We start from the raw sequence: 20,487 nt of genomic DNA, 5'->3' as shown, positions 1-20,487 counted from the left end.
CTATTTTGAAAGAACCTTTTAGAATAGGAAAAATCCATCTTTTCTTATGCTATGGATCATGTAAACAGACTTCTCCTTCCTTTCTTCCACTGAAATCTCCCCGCCCTTTCTTACACCAATTCCTCAAAATCCCCTTCACATAAGCAAACGTTCGCTTATTATGTTCAAACGCAATTTTAAGCGCCTCTAATACTTTCTCTCCTGAAAGTCTTTGTATCCAATTCTTCAATTCCTTCACGATATATGGGGATAGACTACTTATATTTTGTTCGTAAAACTTATAGACTTCACTATGCGGAGTATCCGTTTCTATATCTTCCTCCTCAACAACTTCTTGTAAACTACTATTAACCTCTTCCTCTGGCATACCAAAATGCTGCAATAACAATGGAATCTTCCATTCTTCTTCCAAACATTTACGTAAAAACATACGTATGAACTCTTTATTTTTCACAGTCTTTAATTCACGCAACACACACTTTTCTACATTCGTGTTTACAATAGGGTTGTAGTGTAGCCAATTTATTATGTATAACTCTTTCGTTTCCGCATCGTATAAAATCTTTCCGTATTCAATAAACCTGTTCAACAATTTCTCAACAGTCTCCATACTGTAGCCTGTTTCAAGCTCTGCCACTCGCATCGGTAATACGTAAATTCCACATTGCTTCGTTTTCGTACCAGTTAACAAATATATGTAAAAATAACGCTCCTCTGGCGTTAAATCTAATATGAATTCATCTTGCCAAAAGTTCACCTGCACATTACGGTACACCGCCATATATTTACCTCCCCTTGTATTCATATAAAGTCAGATTTCAACCCTTCAATATACATATAGGGATGAGGGCTTAGTTTTTGCATTTGAATTCTAATTTTTTTAACTACTACAACGACGGTTTTATTTTTTCGCGCTTTTTGTTCTTGTAGTTGTTTTTGTTTTGTATTGTTTTTTCTTAGTGATTTATTACTTGGTAGGTGCTTATGAGGGGCTTGGAAGGGGCTTAATAGTGGCTAATATAAAAAGGAGCTGTTCCATTTGAATAGCTCCTTTAAAATCCTTATTACTTTTTCTTGTACCAGTACAAACTACTACATACAATTCATTTATTTCTGCATAGAGTCTAACATCTTCACTAAAAAGGCAGCTGCTTCACCACGAGTTGTTGTCCCTTTAGGATTAAACTCATTATTTCCAACACCTATAACTACCTTTAAGCTATATAACCGCTGAACTGGCTGTTTGTATGTAATCAAATGTTGATCTGTAAATGGTAATGCGACTAATTTACCTGTAACACCTTTATACTGTAGTGCGTTGTCAATCATGATAGATGCTTCTTCACGTGTGATAGATGCGTTAGGATCAAAAATCCCTCCGCCACGACCGTTAATAATTCCTGCACTTGCACTACGTTTAATACCGATATGAAGTGATGGATGCGCTTTGTTAATATCTACAAATGACTTATTTCCTTCTGGTAGCTTTAGAGCGTTTGAGATTAATGTCGCAAACTCAGCTCTCGTTACATTACGATAAGGCGCAAATACACCATTTCCTTCACCGTGCATAATTCCTAGGCTGTTCAGCTTACGAATATGCCCTTCAAACCATCCACCTGTAATATCATCCTTTGGTTTTTGCACTTCTTTATTTGGCACATTATAGTTTATCTTAATCCAACTTGGGTTATAGAAAATCCACTCATCATTACCTATTTTATACCAACCATTTTTAACTGCTAACACTTTGTAACGATCTCCGTTTGAAGCTTTACGAACAATATGATGCTCAAGTCCTACGCCACTACGTACGTTTATACCGTCACCATTCACTACAAGCTCCATATTAGGTTCAGCTGGATTATATTCATTTGAATCAAATAGCTCATCTCTTTCTTGTAAAGGCGAGTCAATTTGCGCATTAACATTTGCATACCATTGAATACCTTGTACGAAGCCAGTCCAATTCCCACGCGAAATTAAAATATCAGGACAGTTTTTTCCGCTCCATTGTTGATGCCTGTAAATATGATCCGCACTAATACCTTCTTTGTTCATTAAATAACCTGCAAGTCTCTTTGCATTCTCTAACGCTTTATTGTAATCTCCATCTTGGTTAACTGAAATTTCGATACCGATAGACTCTCTATTTCCTGAGCCATCGCCATCTCCTGCATGCCATCCATTTTCATTTGTTGGTAAGTGCTGATAAATTTGTTTGTCGTCTACAGTAAAATGCCATGAAGCTGTTCGGAACGTACCTTCCGTTGCTTGTTTATACAAATATTTCGCATGATTTTCAGCATTCGCACCACGGGCTGTGTTTGCAGTCTCGTGAATTGTAATGTAGCGTGCTTTCATCGGATTAGCAGGGCGAATATCAGGATTTCCTGCTGGAACAATCCACTCTACAAATGGAGTACCTGCAAGTGTTCCATATTTCTTTGTAGTCATCGATGCACTATACTGAATGGCTCTTGGCTTTTCAACCGGCTTCATTTCACGAGTAGAGCCATCATTTCGACCGTCTACATGTTCAAATGCCTTTTCAATGTTTGAAATAGCTTCATCTTCTGCTACTTGACCTTTTTTAGCTTCCTTCATTTTATTTAGTTCTTCTGTTTCATCATGTTTATGCTTATATTCTTCTAGAAGTATTTTCTCGTTTTCTGATACTTCTGCTTTGTTAATTTGCATGTGATCAGGAGTTTCTAGATTGAAATTCGAATAACTTAATCCGCTCGTTCCACGTTCCCCTTGTGCGATACGAAGTTGATCCGTTTGAAGGTTTTTGCTCTCTTCTGCTGATATCGCTAAAGGTGCACTCCCTAACATTACTAAACTTGTTGATAGTGCAATTACTCTTTTTTTTATAATTTTATTCATTGCTGTAATCGATATCTACATTGTTCGTGTAAATACCTCAACCTCCCTTTCTATTCTCACTCGTGAAAGACTATGAATCTACTATGTACTTGTAACAAAACTTTTTCATCACCTATGTATATTCATCCTTTTATACATGCTTTCATTTTATCCCCAGCAGGTGAATGATAGTTTCTATAAAATCCCTTAACAGACATTATTTTATAACCAATTGCAATTGCCGTCAAAAACACTTATCCCCTTTACTTTAAAAAGAAAATCCGCCTTCGCCCACTACTTCTCAAAAAATAAATTAGGATACCTTTTACTGATTCTTCAACAAGAAGGACCTTTATGATTTTTCATAACTATCATGTATCTATTAAATTACTGTAAGTTTTATTCAACAATATCGCTGGATTGCGGAAGATCATTTCTAGTTACATTTGTATTTAAAAGATTTTTTTCTTAAAGAAACATGCTGTTAGCCAACCATGAAACAGAGTTTCACCACAGGAAATGTAAGAAAATCACTTTCTAACATGGTAGTTTTGTCGTTATAAGGAAAGATAATATTTAACTTAAAGACATCACCCTTCAATAAAACGCTGTGTACAATGGGAATGGTGATCAGTTAGATCTTTTGCAAATTGTTGATTTGGAAACCCTCTGTGAAGCAATCTCAAGCCGCCTGAAGTTAAAGATATATGATGATGGAACCGATAAAATAACATCCTGTTGGGATCAAGAGTATCATTCTTTAAATATCGATAATAATCCCCAAATCGAAACTGTAAAAAACTGTGCTCATGCTCAATATCAAAGAACTTGGCTCCTTCGATATCAATCAAATAAGGTTCTAGTTTGTCATCAATTAATACATGATCTGGGCCTAATTCCCCATGTATAAATCCATATCGATTTCTTGGCTCAATTTTTGATTCAAGCTTGTACAATGTATCGAGTAGCTTGCTATGACTTGCCTTGATGCTGTCAATATGTTGAGATGCGTAATCTAAATCTTTTTTTGCATGCTTCATTTGCAAGTGATGGCATTTTTCCGTGTTGACTCCACTTTGATTCGCTTTCCCATAAGTATTTCTCTCATTGGCATGCATACCTGTCAGCATATCTCCTATCCGCTGAAACACTTTATCTTTTACATATGAATCCGTATGTTGAAAATACACTTCTGCCTTTTGTCCATTTACATATTCAACGAGAGCATAATCATAAGGATAACGGCTTCTTTCCTTATTCAGATCATATAGAATGGGGGTTTGAATTCCCTGTTGGATTAAATACTTGTTATTTAATCCAAATAAATCACTACTATAGGATTGCTCATGTATATCTCCGTTTGCTATTTCTTCTTGAAAATAATTCATGGTAAGATCCCACACATATAGAACGCTGGAAAATCCATTGCTGCAGTCAATCTTATAGACTACCTTTTGTGCACCGCCATGCATTTTCGTTACATTAGAAACCAAATAACTAGTACCAAATACCTTTTGCATATACTCCTGTAAATCAGATTGATCAAGGTGACAAGTGTTTCCCAATGAATAACACCCCCTTTATATAGTTTTGCTATCAACCAAACTATATAAAAAATCTAACCCCAAATATAGACTGTTTATTAATAATTTGTTATGATGTTGAATGAAGTCTCAAAAAAATTATTATATATAAATCCATTGGATCTCCAATGGATTTTTTTGATGAATTCATTCTTACTTCTCAAATAACACGCCACGTAAAACCTTAAAATGTATTACATTGAAACATACTTCTACAATTATTATTTTACTAACGATACTATTATCGATATCGAATTATCTATAACGGAACGTTCTGGGCGTGATTTCATTAACACTGTTAATCCAATTAAGGACGTGACTAATGTTTGCGCTAATGCTTTAGCGTTCAAATCATTTTGCAGTTCACCTGATCGTATTCCCTTCGTAATTAATTCTTGAAAAATAACTGCAAGATACATTTGATGTTCTCTAGTCAGTACTTCAAATTTTTCATTATGAGTAGCAAGTTCAACCATTGTGTTAATACAAAAACAACCTTTGCTGAACTCTTTTTTATATTCCTCTTCCACCATATTTTCAAAAAACGTCCGAATTGCTCCTTTTACAGATTGTTCGTTTTGAAGTTTTGTTCGTATATTAGCCGCATGTAAATTTGTGTATCTCCTTAATGCCGCTTCAAATAAACCCTCTTTATCACCAAAGGCTGAATATAAACTCGGCTTTTGTATTTCCATTTTTGCAGTTAAATCGCTTAATGAAGTAGCTGCGTATCCCTTCTCCCAAAAAAGTTGCATAGCAGCATCCAAAGCTTTTTCTTCATCAAATTCACGTAGTCGTGCCATTTAAAACCATATCCTTTCTATATCTATTTATTAAGATTACACATCGCCATTTACGTACCAATCAGTATGTTATATATCGTATTAGATTATAAACGACATGTCAAAAAAAATATAATTAACTCAAAATAAACTTGACATAACTATTTCTTCAAGATTATATTTTACTTATAAAATAACATACCGTTCGGTATGTTATTTCAATAATACAAAAAGGAGCTGATTTTATGAATAGCAAAGAAAAAATGATGACCACTCTAACACATACTCAGATACATTCACCTGTTCATGCAACGATGTCTCGCTATATGACTCTATTATTCGCAATCGCTTGTGGGATGGCTGTAGCAAACATATACTTTGCTCATCCACTACTTGATTCATTGTCAAATGAATTTAAGATTAGTCATTCAACTATCGGTATTGTGATTACTATTACTCAAGTTTGTTATGCACTCGGTTTACTTTTATTCGTTCCACTCGGTGATTTATTAAACCAAAAGAAAATAATAATTCTCCAAATGCTTTTATCTGTTTTCGCTTTAATTATAATCGGGGTCGCTTCCTCAAGCACCGTACTTTTTATAGGTATGGCCTTAGTAGGAATTCTTGCAACTGTTACGCAAACACTCGTCGCATATGCATCAATTTTAGCTAATCCAGCTGAACGTGGACGCATAGTAGGTTTCGTTACAAGTGGCGTTGTACTAGGTATTCTCCTCGCCCGTACATTTGCAGGCACATTAACAGATTTAGCTGGATGGCGGTCCGTTTATCTCACCTCCGCTATTCTTTTACTCTTCGTAACTGTTTTGTTACACCGGAACTTACCAACTCTTGAACATAAAAAAGTGACAACTATGTCTTACCGAAAATTAATACACTCTGTTCTCTTATTATTTGTAGAAGAACGACTTTTACGCGTTCGCGGAATACTAGCATTTCTCATTTTTACTTCATTCAGTATTTTATGGACTTCTTTAGTATTACCTCTAAGTGCTACACCACATAATCTATCCCATACAGCTATTGGCGCATTCGGCCTTGCTGGAGTTGCAGGTGCATTAGCTGCTACTAAAGCTGGACAATTAGCTGATAAAGGGTTAGGACAAAGAACAACTGGCATAGCCTTATCATTATTAGTACTTTCATGGCTCCTAATTAAATCTATTAACCACTCTCTATTGTTACTAGTTTTCGGCATTATCCTTATAGATTTAGCCGTGCAAGCTGTACATGTCACCAATCAAAGTATGCTTTTCACAGTGCGTCCTGAAGCGAGAAGTCGACTCACTGCCAGTTACATGATTTTTTACTCTATCGGTAGTGCAACAGGTGCAATTCTTTCAACAAATACGTATGCAAAATATGGTTGGGATGGAGTATGCATATTAGGTGTATCTGTTAGTGCTTGTGCTCTTTTATTTTGGATAATAACCTTACGGCGATCATAACAGCTAAAAGAAGAATAATTCATTTATGTTTCATACGTGTTTTTCTACAAGACTATAGAATAGCATTTACTTTTTAACACAAATCAACGGCATTTTCATATAAAAAATGCCGTTGATTCTAAATTTTCACATATGCGATTCATCATTTTATAATAATAAATCCTATACTAGCGAAGTACATCTATTACAAATTCCCTTTAACGTTTTCGACAATCTCGTTTATCGTATTCCGATCAAACTTATCACTAATTTCGTATGGCTCACGATCTCCTACTAATTGTACGCCTACAATATCATTGCGGTCTTTACCATATTGCACTTCAATAATAGACCCACGCTCTATTTGTTTCCAAACGAGACCTGCTTCATCTTTATTATCTAAAATAATACAATCCTCAATATTTTCATCAATTCCAATTAACTTATTGTCATCCATATATCCAACCTCGTATTGTTGACGTTCTTTCGCTTTGCCGCTTACTACTATACCTTTGCTTCCATACGAGTAATCCGTATAATCCTTTTTCTCCGATTGTACCGCTTTCGGCTCTTTTGCTTCAGTTTTTTCAGTATTTCCACAACCCGCAATCATACCAATTGGCATAATTGCAGTTAATACTACTCTAGTAAATTTCTTTATCACTTATAACCAACCTCACATGTTTAACTTTAAATTCTATTTATTCCCTTTCCAAATAATAACATGATAATACCGAGAAAGAGCCAAAGGTAAAATATTATTTTCATCCCAACAATCTATGTAAAAAGCTATACTTCTGTATTTCCTTCCCGTCTACTTTCATATAGTACCCTTACAATTATAGATAGCTAGACTTTCAAAATCACTAACTGAATTATCGATAAATTATAGAAAGTAGACATCCTACTCACATAAGATTTAAAATTAGGAAGTATGGAAAACATGATAAAAAAGTTAAACTAGATGATCGCAATTAAAATGATTTTTATATGAAGGAAGGAAGTGCACAGCTATGGATTTAAAAACAGTTATGCAAGAGCTTGAATCCCTCGGTAAGGAAAGAACGAAAAAAATATACATATCTAACGGTGCGCACGAGCCAGTTTTCGGCGTAGCTACAGGCGCTATGAAACCAATCGCTAAAAAAATAAAATTAAACCAAGAGTTAGCTGAAGAACTGTATGCGACAGGCAACTACGATGCTATGTATTTTGCAGGCATTATTGCAGATCCGAAAGCTATGAGTGAGTCTGATTTTGATCGCTGGATAGACGGAGCATATTTTTATATGTTGTCCGATTATGTGGTGGCAGTAACTTTATCAGAATCAAATATTGCACAAGATGTTGCTGATAAATGGATTGCAAGTGGAGACGAACTACGAATGTCAGCGGGCTGGAGTTGCTACTGCTGGCTTTTAGGAAATCGCAAAGACAATGAGTTTTCTGAAAGCAAAATTTCCACTATGCTTGAAATGGTAAAAAATACGATCCATGATTCACCAGAACGAACAAAATCCGCTATGAATAATTTTCTAAACACTGTAGCAATTTCATATGTGCCACTACACGAAAAGGCGGCTGAGGCTGCAAAAGAAGTTGGTATAGTCGAAGTAAAACGTGATAATAAAAAAAGCAGTTTGTTAAATGCTTCCGAAAGTATTCAGAAAGAACTTGATAGAGGAAGACTTGGTTTCAAACGTAAGTATGTTAGATGTTAAATAATCAAAAAGGTGTCAATCTAAGCAAGATTGACACCTTTTTGATCAGAAAAATGAATGAACTCCCTCTGGAAATTATTCATTCCCCCCTGTACACCTTTATTCGTTAAACATTTCTACATTCAATTTATAAACCCTGTCTCTTTTCTCATCACTTTTGACGAACATAAGCTTTCCTTCTTTAACAAAACCTTCTAATAGTAAGCATACTTCTCCATATGCTTTAGGCTTATTCGTTGTGAATCTTTCATCTGATATTTTTCCAGATCGTATTAATTGTTCGCATAGCTCAAGAGCACTTATTTCTTCAGAATCCATTAATTCCAATATATCTTTTTGCAATGGTGATAAAGGTACTGGTATTTCAGCTACCTCCACCTTTTCTTTCTCGTTTTCTTCTTCAAATAAATCTTCAAATGAAATTTGATTCATTACTTCTTTTCCTTTCTAACGATCGATTTGTATAACATGAACTGAACCCTATAAAGAGTAGTTATTGTTATGTATTACTTACCTTATTACATAAATCTCAAACTCATGTACATCGTTTCATATAGTATGTTTTGATTATACCAAATATATGTTCTATCTTCTATCGTAGATTGAAAAAAGGAGTGTTTTATTGTCCACAAATAGCGAAAAGGAATTTAAATGAGTTCGTTGAATCGATTTATAGAAGTAAATTAAGCAAAAATAACTTCAAAATCAACTTTTATTGTATATTTTTAAGTTACTTTACATTTCACTCTATATACCATTTTTAAATAGAGATGAATATTTATAGATACTATGATTAAGTTTCATGCAGATTAGCAAAATAGATATTTATTCCATAGAAATTTATGGGAAACATTTATCATTTATATGTTATAATTACGATGTAAACATTTAATATAACAGGGGGTTCCCAAATGGGCATTAAAACAAGTAAAGTTAAAAAGTTTTTGGGATTCGTAATAACCGCAGCACTAGCAACTACAACGATGGTAGGCACAGTAAATGCAGAAACAACTACGAAAACAAACGGTAATGAAAATAGCTATAAGGTAGCTAGCAATGCGAACGTTGTATTTACAGATGTACCAAAGGACCACTGGTCAAAAGATGCTATCGATTACTTAGCGTCAGCAGGAATTTATAAAGGATACGGAAATGGGAAATTTGGTTTTGGGGACAATGTTACTAGAGGACAGGTAGCTTCTTTAGTCAATCGACATTTAGGTTTAATAGCAGATGATAAACAGGCGAATATGTTTAGTGACATTACAAATCATATGTTTGAAAAGGATATTAAAGCCATTGCGCAAGCTGGAATTATGACAGGTGATGGATCAGGTACATTTCGTCCAGATGATGTATTAACTCGATATGAAATGGCAGTAGTGTTACAAAAAGCATTTCATTTAGAATCAAAAGGACAAGGGAGCTTTAAAGATGTACCAAAAGGTCATTGGGCCTATGAATCTGTAAATGCAGTGCGTAGTAACCGTATAGCACAAGGTGACGAATCAGGTAATTTTAATGGCAACATGATTGTGAAGCGTGAGCAATATGCACAATTTTTCTATAATGCAATAGCAAAGAACCGATCTTATAATTTCAACATCAATACAAAAGAAGAAATGAAACAAATGTTAACAACAGCTTTACAGAATGGGACGTTTGGTCCATTTAAATTAGATGCACTAGGTAAAGATATATCTGAAGTGAAAAAAGAATTTGGAGCGCCTGATGTTTGGAAGCAAGCATCATGTACAGAATGTGATGCACCTAATATAGCGGTATACGGCGATTATAATATTGACATGTACCCTTCGGACGCTAGATATATTTCAGTGAAAATGGATATCACTATTAATGAATTAAAAGAGTGGTTTGGTGAGCCAGATGGAATCGGAGAGGATATGACTAGTGAAGGCTTTATATATAATCGAGGAAGCTATTCTCTTTATTTCAGCTTCTCTGATGGTTATATTCAACGCGCTGAAATATCTAAAAATAAATTCAATTAATAAGTTACAAGCAATATAAAATATATAAAGCATAAAAAATCCTTCAAGAACGTGCTTTTTCTTGAGGGATTTTATTTGTCTCTATCTATTTAATATAATCCAAAACTATATAACTCCTACTGTTTAAACTTTATTTTTCTTGATGCTCCGCATCCCATTCACTTAAATACGTTGCATATTCTAATTCATCTGGATCATCATGTAACATAGAAATAAACTCTAATTTATTTCCATCACAATCTAGAAAATATACACTTGCAGCTGGCATCCACCTTTGGACAATTGGTTCTCGATTTCCTTTCCCTTGACTCCCTACTACCTCTATTCCACGCTTCTCTAGCCATAATTTAGAAATCTTTAAAAACTCTAAATCTACACGAAAAGCGAAGTGTTTCGTCTCAAACTCTTCATTCGTATGTACTTCCCATAATCCGAGCATTTGCTCTTTACTTTCTCCTACCCAAAAGAACGCAACTCGTCTTTCCGATAATTTTTTTGCTACTGTTAAGCTTAACTTATTTTGATAAAAATCTATCGCCTTTTCTAAATTTCTTACATGTAAATGAGTTTCATATATGCTTTGTATCATTATATATTTCCCTCTCCTCTACATTCTGATTTTTAAAATATATTTTGTTTTTATCATACAAATATTTATATTTTTAAGCATCCTACTTTTGTATAATTGTTCTGTCCTACAAATGTATAGGTATCCATCTTTAACTAATGCCTCAACGCCGGAATTCAATACAATGAAACTAGTGCGGTTTTATTCCCCACACTAATCATGCTTTTATGGATAATTGGCTCTCACCTAATTTCCTCCCATTAGAAGTTTTACTGCCCACAAATAGCAGGATAAAAATTCTATTTACATTCATAAATTTTTATAATGTAATAAGATTAATATCTTAATAATAGAGGAGGAGCCATTCTGGATAAAACAAAAGTTATGGCTTATTTTAGTGCAACGGGTAATATATTCCCTGTTGAAGCAATTACCGACGCCCTAAGTATCGAGCCTACAAGAACTTATAAAAAAGGTGATGTTGTTGCAAAACGTGATAATCCGAATCTTGTATCCACCAAAACCCTATATAGAAAAGAAACTAATTGGACTTTCAGCACCGGCTATCAAGAATCATACGATATAAATAATCAGTTGCAAGTTATTCTAAAATCCCTTGAAGGAAAAACAGAGCAATTAAAACATCTCAAGAAGAAGTATAGTTTAGAGTTTCTTTTTATGGTAGTAATGCAAGTGGAGAATAACGAATCACCCGCGATGTATTTACAAAAAAACATTATTGATTTTGTTAGTTCCATTCAAGCAGAAATTCATTTTGATCTATATATTTGTTAAAAATAAAAACGCTATTGATATTGGAATCAATAGCGTTTTCTTATGTGACTTTATGTTTTATCTTGTTTGTACCCAAAAGCAAATTCTTTTTATATAACGTATTACTTCAATTTCCCCTCAAAGACAATCTTTCTACCGCACGGTTCAACTTCTGTTTTGCCGTTTTTCTTCACTTCATGAAAGATTGGTTCTTCCATACGACGAGACGGTGCATAGCCTTCTTGTTCCATACGTGCTAAGCAGTCTGTAATTGTTTCGTTTTCGAGTACTTCAAATTTCTTTTTATTAGGTTGTTTTGTCATGCCCTAACCTACTTTCTATTTTTCTTGATGCGAATTGATTCTTCATGTAGACCATATATACCATTGCGAGAATTCCCATTATAATCATAACCGCAATAAAAAAGCTTGTATACTGTATTTTTTCTATAAATACGCCTCCTAATACAGGTCCCATAATACTTCCTAAACTAAAGGCGATTCCAGATAATATATTACCTGCTGGTAGTAAATGTCTCGGTAATAAATCTGTCATAAATCCAAGACCTAGTGAGAAGCATGATCCAATGACCATACCCGCTAACAGCATACAGGCAAAGACGATCCAGTAATAGTGATCAAATACTGCTGCAAGTAGGAAAATGCCCGTACTTACGCTGAACGTCCACGTTAAAATACGATCTCTTCCGTATTTATCACTTAATATACCGAGTGGAATTTGTGTAATAATACCCCCAACTGCGAACGCTGGTAATAAGAAGGATACATCTGATACAGACCATCCTTTACGAAGCGCGTATACTGGTAAGTTACTATTTAACATTGCTTCTAGTACGCCATATGCAAGTGGTCCTAGTAATGCAATCCACCCTAATCCAACAACTTGTTTATAACGAGAAAATGATGATTCACTCTTCACTTCTCTTTCATCTTGCGCCGGGAATGCATTTTTCGTTGGAAGTAATAATAGCCAACCTATTAAGCAAAGTATAGTAGATATAATAAATGGCGTTGCAAGACCGTACTGCACAGTGCTTGCTAAATACGGACCAACGGCAAAACCAATTCCGAAGAATACACCGTATATCGATACTTGTCTCCCTATTTTACTCGGGTCTGATGTTGTCGTAATCCATGTTTGTGTTCCGACATGAAGCATATGATCTCCGACTCCAACTAGAAATCTAAGAATAAACCATACCCAAAATGAAAAAGTTTGTGTAAAAAAGAATAATGAAATAATAACGAGAAACCCACCAATAACGATAATTGGCTTCATTCCAAACTTTTGCATCGGTTTTTCAAGAAACGGTGAAATAACTAATATCCCAATGTATAATGCCGTCGCATGAATACCGTTAATACTTGAACTTACCCCTTCTTGTTCAAAAATCATTGCAATGGCCGGTAAAAGCATCCCTTGTGACAAACCCGAGATTGCTACAATTCCAACCATAATCCAAAAAGTAAAACGCATCGACATCCCTTTCCCTCTCCTTCTCACGCTGTCCACTTCTCATTATAAACTGTTTCTTCAAATGCGTGTACGAATATTATGAATAAAAAAGAAGCTAAAAGAATGAATCTTTTAGCTTCTTACCCGTCCCATACTTGCGCTTTCACATTGTTATGGAATTGCTTGAAATACGGATGTTTATAAAAAGCAGTTTCATACACGTATTGCTGTGCATGAGCAATTGGTGGCTGCGGGTATTGCATTTGTAAAGGAACTACAGCTGGTGAAACTTGCATATACATCGGAGCTATCATTATTTTTGTATATAAGTGATGATTATATGGCGAATGCGCAATTAAGAACGGATGATGCATGGATAATCTCCCCTTTTACCTACAATGTTATAGTATATGCAATACTTATCATTTCGGGGATTATTTCTCTTCTAACCAATCCTCTACATGTTTTATAAATACATCTAAACAATCAATAAACGGCGAATGACCGCAATCCTCTAACACTTTCAACTCTGCATTCGGCAAATGTTTTGCTAATTCCTCACCGACTACTTGCGGTACGACATAATCTCTGTCACCTTGTATGACGAGTGTTGGAGCTTTAATATGATGAATTTGCTTATTTCCCTCTACAACCCCGTTATGTTCATCCGAAATATTAAATGTAATGAGCGCATAATTTACATCCACGAAATTACGTTGCGTTAACATATCATCTAAATACTTTTCGTAATGATCCGGTTCCGGTTGATTATGTGTATATATTAATAAATTCCATACTGTTCGGTAATATAATTTATTCATATTTTTTATCGCGTCTAGCACCGGTGCAATTTGTACGGGATCTTGCGCGATTTCTTCTTTTGTCTTTACTAAACTTGATACGATCGGTTGCCCGTTTATATCTTTTTTAAAAATTGGATATCCCTTCATGCCCACTGATTCTACTAAAATTAACTTTTCGACAAACGTTGGGTGATTTGCTGTAAATTCCATCGCAACACCCCCGCCCATTGACCAGCCCATTAATGAAAATTTCTCTAGTTTTAATTGATCAATAAATAGTTTTACATCTCTTGCGAAGTCTTGTAATGAATCTATCGATTTATTATATGTTGATTGTCCAAATCCTCTTAAATCAAGAGCGTAAATATGGTATCGGTCTTGCAGCTTTTCAATTACTAAATCCCAATGTTGTGACGATGTCATGTTTCCGTGAATGAGTACAAGAATTTCTGCATTTTGCCTTCCAACTTCCTGATACGCAATCGTTTCTCCGTTCGATAGTGAAACAAACTCCATTGTTGCAGGCTTAATCATCACAAGTTCCCCCATTCTTTTTAATAGAAAGAAAATTCTTTACTTACTTAAAGAATAGCATGCAGAATATACGTTCGCAACATAAAACCTATACGAAATTTTTACATAAATCAACATGTCTATTACTAGACAATTATTATGAAAAAGTATATAGTTAGCTAGGTAACTAATTTGAAAGGATCAAAATACATGGACGAAAAACAACATTTTTTTCACATTGTCAGCCAGACTTCTCGCAAGTTTACGAAGAAATTTAATGAACGCGTATCTCCCACTGGGTTATTTAGTGCGCAATGGGCTGTTATTTTCCGCATTAATCAAACTGGTTCTTGTACACAAACAGAGTTATGCCAGTATTTAAATGTTGAATCACCAACGATGACTCGTACGTTAACACGTATGGAAACGATGGGATGGATTATTCGTACAGAAGGAAAAGATCGTCGTGAGAAGCTCATTTCTTTATCAGAAACAGCGATAAAAATGATTCCGGTATGGCAAGAAGAAGTTGATACTTTCGAAGAAAAAACACTAGAAGATATTAACGAGGATGATTTACATCAAGCATTTGAAGTGTTACAAAAAATCATTAAAAATTTAGATTAAATTGGAGGGATGACGATGCAAAGTGAGAAACTTTGGACGAAGGATTTCCTCGGAACTTGTTTTAGTAGTCTATTTCTCTTCTTAACATTTTACATGCTTATGACTACTTTGCCTGTCTATGTAATAGACGGCCTAAAAGGAAAACCTGAGGAAATTGGTTTAGTTGCAACTGTTTTTCTTATTTCATCTGTTTTATGTAGACCATTTACAGGTAAATGGCTCGATGATTTAGGAAGAAAGAAAATATTATTTATTTCACTTTCATTATTTTTAGCTGCTACTGTTATGTATTTCGGTGCACAAAGTTTATTTTTATTACTTGCCCTTCGCTTCTTACATGGTATTGGGTTCGGTATGGCAACGACAGCAACTGGTACGATTGTCACAGATGTGGCGCCAGCTCATAGACGAGGCGAAGCACTTGCCTATTTCGGCGTATTCATGAGTCTGCCGATGGTAATTGGTCCTTTTTTAGGTTTAACAATTATTTCTCATTTTTCATTTACTGTACTATTTATCGTTTGTTCCGTATTTTCATTGCTTGCATTTTTATTAGGACTACTTGTAAATATTCCGCATGAAGCACCAGTGAACAAACAAAAACGAGAAAAAATGAAATGGAAGGACTTAATTGAACCATCCTCTATTCCGATCGCTCTGACAGGATTTGTTTTAGCCTTTTCTTATAGTGGCATTTTATCCTTTATTCCTATTTATGCAAAAGAGATCGGTTTAGGAGAAGTTGCTAGTTACTTCTTTATTGTATACGCACTTGTTGTTGTAATTTCTCGTCCATTTACAGGAAAGATTTTTGATCGCTTCGGTGAAAATGTACTTGTTTATCCTGCTATCATTATTTTCACAATTGGGATGTTTATTTTAAGCCAAGCACAAACTTCATTTTGGTTCCTTGGCGCAGGTATGCTAATCGGTTTAGGCTACGGGACATTAATTCCTAGCTTCCAAACGATTGCGATTTCTGCCGCTCCAAACCACCGACGTGGTTCTGCGACAGCTACTTACTTCTCATTCTTTGATAGTGGTATTGGCTTTGGTTCTTTCATTTTAGGTATCGTCGCAGCGAAATCCAGTTACCATAATATGTATTTTATCGCAGCTATTATCGTTGCCTTCACTTTACTTCTATATTATGGATTACACGGACGAAAACAAAAATTCAAGAAACAACATACAGATGGAAAAGTTTCCGCTTAACATGAATAAGGAAAGTAAACTTCCCCGTTTACTTTCCTTATTTTGTATTTCTTTTAATAGAAGCGTATACTTATAATAGAAATAAAAAAGGAGGGACCGATATGAAACTTAAAAAATCTCCCCTACTCTTACTCATAATCACATTCATATTTGTAATTACAGGGCTCGGTTTTACATACTTCAAACATAATAAAACAATCCCATCGAAAAATAACGTGACGAAAAAAAATTGGTTAGATGATCCTTACTTACGTTGGTCTTACACACATATGAAAGAATTCACTTTAATTAACGAGGTGAAAAATAACCCGGATCAAGTATCCCACTTCTCTACCGCATTGCAAAACTTAGACGATTTTGCTGTGGAGCGTAGATTTGGAAATACAACTCCTCTAAAAAAACTTTTAGACGATAACAAAACGGATGCTTTTGTCGTTGTACACAATGGACAACTTGTTTATGAACGATATTTCAATGGATATAACGAGAGTGAACCTCATGGCATGGCGTCATTAGCAAAGGTCTTTACCGGAGCAATTATACAATCTCTCGCTGAAGAAAACCGTATTGACTTAGAAAAAACAGCTGACGCATATATAAAAGAATTAAAAAATACACCGTTCGGTAATGCCACACTTCAGCAATTATTGGATATGCAAGTTTCTGTAGAATACCCTACTCACGGATATGAACATCCAGCGTTAGAAAATCAAGATGCACAACTATATTTAGCGAGCAATATTTTACCTAGAAGTAAAAACTACGACGGTCCGATGAAAATTTATGATATGTTACGAGAAGCAGAAGAAACTGCACCGCCTGGTTCCGATTTTTCTTACGATAACGGATCAGCTGAAACACTCGCTTGGGTGATTCGAAAGATCACAGGTAAATCATTAGCGGAAAATGTTAGTGAACGAATTTGGTCTCAAATTGGTATGGAAGAAAACGCGTATTACGTTACAGATGAAACGAAAGTAGAACAAGCAAGCGCTGGTTTAAATGCAACCGCTAGAGATATGGCTAGATTCGGGCAATTACTATTAAACAACGGGGAATATAATGGAAAACAAATTCTCCCTTCTTCTATTACTGAAGATATAAAAAATGTCCAAGAAGGTGAACTTGCAGTTGGCCCTGGAGCTTCCATTTCTTATCATAATCAATGGTGGATTCCGCACAATGAACAAGGTGCTTTCGAAGTGTTAGGCAGTTACGGACAAACACTTTACATCGATCCGAAAGCAAATATGGTCATTGTCCACTTCTCTTCTAACGCTACGCCAAGTAATGAAATACATTCAGTCTACTCAAATATGTATATTGATATTGCACATCATTTAGAGAAGCTTCCACAGTAGTGGAAGCTTTTTCTTATTGGGGTATTTATTTTAATAAATCCCCTCATCACGATTATTCTTTTCTTATTCATACGTGAATTTTTTATTAGCAATCCAATAATTTGTCACGAAGAGTGTCAATAAGATCCAAATAATCGTTAGTAGTACATTGACCATTGCAGTTGCATTCACTCCCCCTGTGACTAACGTTTCCATTGCGTGTTTACTCATACTGGCTGGATTAACTTGATCTATTATTGGACTCAAACCGACGATTATTCTACAAGCTAAAAGAACAACAATTGAAATTAGTGCAATAATACCTTGACTGTGAAAAATAGCACTTATCATTGTTGTGAAAGATACGATAAAAAGAACCCAAATTAAATAAAATAGTAATCCAGTAATCATGTGCGAAAACGGAACAACAGTAAAAAGATAGTTTGTATATAGATAAGAGGTAAAGTATCCAATCATTACACTAAGCGCTACTATTACATAATTTGATACTATTTTCCCCACTATATATGAAGTAACCGTAACAGGTCTCGTTAAAATAAAGGCCAACATACCGTTAGCTTTATCTGTTTGAATAGCACCCATCATAGAAATCACTAGAATCATAAGTCCGAGCTGATCAAACTGAGACCCCAAAGTACTCGCTAATACTTCGCCTCCTTTTTGTGATGTCATACTTGGATCGATGGTAATTCCCTGCCCTCCACCTAATGCTCCTAAAATGGATGGTAAGTAATGCGTTACTATTGGCTGTGTTGCCCCTAAAAATATAAAAACAATTGGTAGCCAAATGATCTTAAAATCACGTAACATTTGAACACATTCTTTTTTTATCAATATCATTGAGTTATTCATTTTTGCACCACCAATTTCAAGAAAATTTCTTCTAAAGTATCGTTGTATATTTCAAACTTAACGATGTCCACTTTATGTTCGAGTGCATTTTGCAGTAACATATTTTTATTTATTTTGATACTTTCAACCTTCACTTTGACTTTAAGTCCAATCACTTCTACATCCTTCACATAAGGCAAATTTTTTACAACGTCAATCCACTCTCGATCTTTAGCTGTGATTTCAATGATTAATTTATTTTCGCTATTACGGTGTAAAAGCTCAGTAATTGTTGTATCTTCTATCTTTGCTCCATCTTTAATCATGACAAATCGTTCACAGATTTCTTCTGCATCACTCAATATATGGGTTGATAATAAAATAGTCGTATCTTTTTTTATTTCTTCAATGAGATTTAATACTTCCCTTCTACCTATTGGATCTAATGCGGATACTGGCTCATCCATGACAATAAGCGCCGGTTTATGCAGTAATGCTTGTGCAATACCAAGTCGTTGTTTCATTCCACCAGAAAATGTACTAACCTTTGCATTTTCTTCTTCCTTTAGTCCAACTTTCTCCAACATTTTTGGAATCGACTTTGACAATTCTTCTTTTTTCAACCCCGAAAGTTGGCCCATAAACGTAAGCGTTTCTCTCGCTGTCATCCAATGGAAAAAATTAGGGTATTGGGGTAGATAACCAATTTCACTTTTCATTGTTGATATTTTTATCCCATTCAATAAAACTTCACCAGCAGTTGGATTAGTAATATCCGAAATTACTTTTATTAATGTGGATTTCCCTGCTCCGTTTGGTCCAATTAATCCGACGCATTCCCCCGCTTGCAGTTCCATCGAGAAATTATTGACAGCAATTTTTCCTTTAAATGATTTTGTTACATTTTTAATCTCTAATTTCATAATTTCTCACTGTCCTTTCTCCCTATAACAAAGTACAAGATAGGTCCCAATATATTAACGAAAAGAATAATTAACGTCCATACAAGTACATTTTTTCTTGTTTTCCTATGTCGATATAAATCAATGAATGCAATTAAAACTAAAAGTGCTCCCACTGCAATAACTGGCAATATAATGGGTAGAAAAGCCATAATATCAATGTCTTTAAGATCATTCAATCCATAATGTATTTTCATTGTCATCACTCCTTTTAAATCTCATTATCATTATTGATAATGATAAAATAAAAACGGATGGATTGCAATCATTATTCTCATTATTTATAATGAGAATAAAAAATAATACATAAGGTGATATAATGAGTAATAAAGTTGAAATTTTAATGCATCCGGTAAGAATGAAAATTTGCCAAGTGTTAATGAGAAATAAAGAAGATGGGCTAACACCATTAGAAATGGTAAAAATCATTAAAAATGTACCGCAAGCAACACTATATAGACAGCTACAAACTATGGTTGATTCTGGTATCGTCCATGTAATTAAAGAAAAAAAGGTAAAATCTGTTTCTGAAAAATATTACGCAATCAATGAAGAAGATGCAAAAATTGAAGGAAGTGAATGGAAAAGATTATCTGATGATGAAAAGTTAAACTACATTTCCTATTATCAGTTATCACTTATGACACAATATCAAAGTTACCTTAAGAAATTAGAGGAACAAAACAGTCAAGAAGATAAGTCTACTTTTTCTGTAGTAGAATTAAAGCTAGATGAGGAACGCTTTGGAAAATTTCAAAACGAACTTAACGAATTAATGATTAAATACTACAATAGCCAAAGTAAAAATAACGAAATAGAGGCTCCGGTTCGGACCATCGCTATTACAATTATTCCAGAAACGTGAACTCACTCAATATACATAATACAAGCCGATGTTTCCTTACCATAGGAATCATCGGCTATCTTCATTTCAAAAATT

Annotated in this window: 22 protein-coding genes; 8 read left to right on the top strand and 14 right to left on the bottom strand. The window is 34.7% G+C overall.

Going from position 1 to position 20,487, the window contains the following annotated elements; translation table 11 throughout:
* Positions 1-49: 49 nt before the first annotated feature.
* The 4 genes from QCI46_RS11245 to QCI46_RS11230 all read right to left on the bottom strand — a co-directional run bounded on the left by QCI46_RS11245 (position 50) and on the right by QCI46_RS11230 (position 5,254).
* Positions 50-781: a DnaD domain-containing protein gene (locus QCI46_RS11245; RefSeq protein WP_353840256.1), complete on the bottom strand. Its 732-nt coding sequence runs from the start codon at positions 779-781 to the stop codon at positions 50-52.
* Between the two features lie 326 nt (positions 782-1,107).
* Positions 1,108-2,889, bottom strand: coding sequence for an S-layer homology domain-containing protein (locus QCI46_RS11240; RefSeq protein ID WP_353840255.1), 1,782 nt, complete (start codon positions 2,887-2,889; stop codon positions 1,108-1,110).
* A gap of 569 nt (positions 2,890-3,458) precedes the next feature.
* Positions 3,459-4,388: a phosphotransferase gene (locus tag QCI46_RS11235; protein ID WP_353841862.1), complete on the bottom strand. Its 930-nt coding sequence runs from the start codon at positions 4,386-4,388 to the stop codon at positions 3,459-3,461.
* A gap of 284 nt (positions 4,389-4,672) precedes the next feature.
* Positions 4,673-5,254, bottom strand: a complete 582-nt coding sequence (locus QCI46_RS11230; RefSeq protein ID WP_353840254.1) for a TetR/AcrR family transcriptional regulator — start codon at positions 5,252-5,254, stop codon at positions 4,673-4,675.
* 224 nt (positions 5,255-5,478) lie between these two features.
* Between QCI46_RS11230 and QCI46_RS11225 the strand changes: the two genes are divergently transcribed.
* On the top strand, positions 5,479-6,705 hold the full coding sequence (locus QCI46_RS11225; RefSeq protein ID WP_353840253.1) for an MFS transporter: 1,227 nt from the start codon (positions 5,479-5,481) through the stop codon (positions 6,703-6,705).
* A 184-nt stretch (positions 6,706-6,889) separates the two neighbouring features.
* Here QCI46_RS11225 and QCI46_RS11220 read toward each other — a convergent pair whose 3' ends face one another.
* The gene (locus QCI46_RS11220) at positions 6,890-7,348 is read right to left on the bottom strand and encodes a hypothetical protein (protein ID WP_088609319.1); all 459 of its coding nucleotides are present in this window, start codon (positions 7,346-7,348) and stop codon (positions 6,890-6,892) included.
* Positions 7,349-7,697: 349 nt separating this feature from the next.
* On the opposite strand from QCI46_RS11220, the gene QCI46_RS11215 reads away from it, so the two are divergent.
* A complete protein-coding gene (locus tag QCI46_RS11215; protein ID WP_353840252.1) occupies positions 7,698-8,405 on the top strand; it encodes a DNA alkylation repair protein in 708 nt (235 codons plus the stop codon).
* Positions 8,406-8,504: 99 nt separating this feature from the next.
* Here QCI46_RS11215 and QCI46_RS11210 read toward each other — a convergent pair whose 3' ends face one another.
* Positions 8,505-8,837, bottom strand: coding sequence for a DUF3895 domain-containing protein (locus tag QCI46_RS11210; protein WP_137052231.1), 333 nt, complete (start codon positions 8,835-8,837; stop codon positions 8,505-8,507).
* Positions 8,838-9,316: 479 nt separating this feature from the next.
* On the opposite strand from QCI46_RS11210, the gene QCI46_RS11205 reads away from it, so the two are divergent.
* Positions 9,317-10,417, top strand: coding sequence for an S-layer homology domain-containing protein (locus tag QCI46_RS11205; protein WP_353840251.1), 1,101 nt, complete (start codon positions 9,317-9,319; stop codon positions 10,415-10,417).
* A gap of 130 nt (positions 10,418-10,547) precedes the next feature.
* On the opposite strand, the gene QCI46_RS11200 is transcribed toward QCI46_RS11205, so the two are convergent.
* The gene (locus QCI46_RS11200; RefSeq protein WP_098134404.1) at positions 10,548-11,006 is read right to left on the bottom strand and encodes a VOC family protein; all 459 of its coding nucleotides are present in this window, start codon (positions 11,004-11,006) and stop codon (positions 10,548-10,550) included.
* Between the two features lie 363 nt (positions 11,007-11,369).
* On the opposite strand from QCI46_RS11200, the gene QCI46_RS11195 reads away from it, so the two are divergent.
* A complete protein-coding gene (locus tag QCI46_RS11195; protein WP_088064011.1) occupies positions 11,370-11,780 on the top strand; it encodes a DUF4279 domain-containing protein in 411 nt (136 codons plus the stop codon).
* A 101-nt stretch (positions 11,781-11,881) separates the two neighbouring features.
* Here QCI46_RS11195 and QCI46_RS11190 read toward each other — a convergent pair whose 3' ends face one another.
* From QCI46_RS11190 to phaZ, 4 genes are all read right to left on the bottom strand, one after another.
* A complete protein-coding gene (locus tag QCI46_RS11190; RefSeq protein WP_000166305.1) occupies positions 11,882-12,082 on the bottom strand; it encodes an NETI motif-containing protein in 201 nt (66 codons plus the stop codon).
* Positions 12,066-13,262 carry an MFS transporter gene (locus tag QCI46_RS11185; RefSeq protein WP_088064012.1) on the bottom strand — a complete coding sequence of 399 codons (1,197 nt, stop codon included), beginning with the start codon at positions 13,260-13,262 and terminating at the stop codon, positions 12,066-12,068. The genes QCI46_RS11190 and QCI46_RS11185 overlap by 17 nt, the downstream gene beginning before the upstream one ends.
* 113 nt (positions 13,263-13,375) lie before the next feature.
* The gene (locus tag QCI46_RS11180) at positions 13,376-13,609 is read right to left on the bottom strand and encodes a hypothetical protein (protein ID WP_098201161.1); all 234 of its coding nucleotides are present in this window, start codon (positions 13,607-13,609) and stop codon (positions 13,376-13,378) included.
* A 60-nt stretch (positions 13,610-13,669) separates the two neighbouring features.
* Positions 13,670-14,587, bottom strand: coding sequence for an intracellular short-chain-length polyhydroxyalkanoate depolymerase (gene phaZ, locus QCI46_RS11175; protein WP_353840250.1), 918 nt, complete (start codon positions 14,585-14,587; stop codon positions 13,670-13,672).
* A 174-nt stretch (positions 14,588-14,761) separates the two neighbouring features.
* On the opposite strand from phaZ, the gene QCI46_RS11170 reads away from it, so the two are divergent.
* The 3 genes from QCI46_RS11170 to QCI46_RS11160 all read left to right on the top strand — a co-directional run bounded on the left by QCI46_RS11170 (position 14,762) and on the right by QCI46_RS11160 (position 17,754).
* The gene (locus tag QCI46_RS11170; protein ID WP_064475837.1) at positions 14,762-15,178 is read left to right on the top strand and encodes a MarR family winged helix-turn-helix transcriptional regulator; all 417 of its coding nucleotides are present in this window, start codon (positions 14,762-14,764) and stop codon (positions 15,176-15,178) included.
* Between the two features lie 15 nt (positions 15,179-15,193).
* Complete coding sequence (locus tag QCI46_RS11165; RefSeq protein WP_087984184.1) at positions 15,194-16,393, top strand: MFS transporter; 1,200 nt, start codon at positions 15,194-15,196, stop codon at positions 16,391-16,393.
* A 101-nt stretch (positions 16,394-16,494) separates the two neighbouring features.
* On the top strand, positions 16,495-17,754 hold the full coding sequence (locus QCI46_RS11160) for a serine hydrolase domain-containing protein (RefSeq protein ID WP_353840249.1): 1,260 nt from the start codon (positions 16,495-16,497) through the stop codon (positions 17,752-17,754).
* A gap of 63 nt (positions 17,755-17,817) precedes the next feature.
* Here the strand turns inward: QCI46_RS11160 and QCI46_RS11155 are convergent, their stop codons facing one another.
* Genes QCI46_RS11155 through QCI46_RS11145 form a run of 3 tightly spaced genes read right to left on the bottom strand, consistent with a single transcriptional unit; the run spans position 17,818 to position 19,744 of the window.
* Positions 17,818-18,606, bottom strand: coding sequence for an ABC transporter permease subunit (locus QCI46_RS11155; protein ID WP_088064016.1), 789 nt, complete (start codon positions 18,604-18,606; stop codon positions 17,818-17,820).
* Entirely contained in the window at positions 18,603-19,508 is a 906-nt protein-coding gene (locus QCI46_RS11150; RefSeq protein WP_353840248.1) for an ABC transporter ATP-binding protein, read from the bottom strand. Before QCI46_RS11150 ends, QCI46_RS11155 begins: the two co-directional genes overlap by 4 nt.
* Complete coding sequence (locus QCI46_RS11145; RefSeq protein ID WP_000690914.1) at positions 19,505-19,744, bottom strand: PLD nuclease N-terminal domain-containing protein; 240 nt, start codon at positions 19,742-19,744, stop codon at positions 19,505-19,507. Before QCI46_RS11145 ends, QCI46_RS11150 begins: the two co-directional genes overlap by 4 nt.
* A gap of 122 nt (positions 19,745-19,866) precedes the next feature.
* Here QCI46_RS11145 and QCI46_RS11140 point away from each other — a divergent pair, with 122 nt between their 5' ends.
* Entirely contained in the window at positions 19,867-20,412 is a 546-nt protein-coding gene (locus QCI46_RS11140; RefSeq protein ID WP_353840247.1) for a transcriptional regulator, read from the top strand.
* Positions 20,413-20,487 lie beyond the last annotated feature (75 nt).

The organism is Bacillus cereus group sp. RP32 (assembly GCF_040459735.1).
GTDB lineage: Bacteria > Bacillota > Bacilli > Bacillales > Bacillaceae_G > Bacillus_A > Bacillus_A wiedmannii.
The sequence above is the reverse complement of the archived record's forward strand: the minus strand, read 5'-3'. Positions and strand labels throughout refer to the sequence as shown.

What these genes read in the sequence shown, in the direction of transcription:
- QCI46_RS11245 (WP_353840256.1), bottom strand. Translation starts at nt 781, where the DNA reads ATGGCGGTGTACCGTAATGTGCAGGTGAACTTTTGGCAAGATGAATTC.
- QCI46_RS11240 (WP_353840255.1), bottom strand. Translation starts at nt 2,889, where the DNA reads ATGAATAAAATTATAAAAAAAAGAGTAATTGCACTATCAACAAGTTTA.
- QCI46_RS11235 (WP_353841862.1), bottom strand. Translation starts at nt 4,388, where the DNA reads ATGCAAAAGGTATTTGGTACTAGTTATTTGGTTTCTAATGTAACGAAA.
- QCI46_RS11230 (WP_353840254.1), bottom strand. Translation starts at nt 5,254, where the DNA reads ATGGCACGACTACGTGAATTTGATGAAGAAAAAGCTTTGGATGCTGCT.
- QCI46_RS11225 (WP_353840253.1), top strand. Translation starts at nt 5,479, where the DNA reads ATGAATAGCAAAGAAAAAATGATGACCACTCTAACACATACTCAGATA.
- QCI46_RS11215 (WP_353840252.1), top strand. Translation starts at nt 7,698, where the DNA reads ATGGATTTAAAAACAGTTATGCAAGAGCTTGAATCCCTCGGTAAGGAA.
- QCI46_RS11210 (WP_137052231.1), bottom strand. Translation starts at nt 8,837, where the DNA reads ATGAATCAAATTTCATTTGAAGATTTATTTGAAGAAGAAAACGAGAAA.
- QCI46_RS11205 (WP_353840251.1), top strand. Translation starts at nt 9,317, where the DNA reads ATGGGCATTAAAACAAGTAAAGTTAAAAAGTTTTTGGGATTCGTAATA.
- QCI46_RS11200 (WP_098134404.1), bottom strand. Translation starts at nt 11,006, where the DNA reads ATGATACAAAGCATATATGAAACTCATTTACATGTAAGAAATTTAGAA.
- QCI46_RS11195 (WP_088064011.1), top strand. Translation starts at nt 11,370, where the DNA reads ATGGCTTATTTTAGTGCAACGGGTAATATATTCCCTGTTGAAGCAATT.
- QCI46_RS11190 (WP_000166305.1), bottom strand. Translation starts at nt 12,082, where the DNA reads ATGACAAAACAACCTAATAAAAAGAAATTTGAAGTACTCGAAAACGAA.
- QCI46_RS11185 (WP_088064012.1), bottom strand. Translation starts at nt 13,262, where the DNA reads ATGTCGATGCGTTTTACTTTTTGGATTATGGTTGGAATTGTAGCAATC.
- QCI46_RS11180 (WP_098201161.1), bottom strand. Translation starts at nt 13,609, where the DNA reads ATGCATCATCCGTTCTTAATTGCGCATTCGCCATATAATCATCACTTA.
- phaZ (WP_353840250.1), bottom strand. Translation starts at nt 14,587, where the DNA reads ATGGGGGAACTTGTGATGATTAAGCCTGCAACAATGGAGTTTGTTTCA.
- QCI46_RS11170 (WP_064475837.1), top strand. Translation starts at nt 14,762, where the DNA reads ATGGACGAAAAACAACATTTTTTTCACATTGTCAGCCAGACTTCTCGC.
- QCI46_RS11165 (WP_087984184.1), top strand. Translation starts at nt 15,194, where the DNA reads ATGCAAAGTGAGAAACTTTGGACGAAGGATTTCCTCGGAACTTGTTTT.
- QCI46_RS11160 (WP_353840249.1), top strand. Translation starts at nt 16,495, where the DNA reads ATGAAACTTAAAAAATCTCCCCTACTCTTACTCATAATCACATTCATA.
- QCI46_RS11155 (WP_088064016.1), bottom strand. Translation starts at nt 18,606, where the DNA reads ATGAATAACTCAATGATATTGATAAAAAAAGAATGTGTTCAAATGTTA.
- QCI46_RS11150 (WP_353840248.1), bottom strand. Translation starts at nt 19,508, where the DNA reads ATGAAATTAGAGATTAAAAATGTAACAAAATCATTTAAAGGAAAAATT.
- QCI46_RS11145 (WP_000690914.1), bottom strand. Translation starts at nt 19,744, where the DNA reads ATGAAAATACATTATGGATTGAATGATCTTAAAGACATTGATATTATG.
- QCI46_RS11140 (WP_353840247.1), top strand. Translation starts at nt 19,867, where the DNA reads ATGAGTAATAAAGTTGAAATTTTAATGCATCCGGTAAGAATGAAAATT.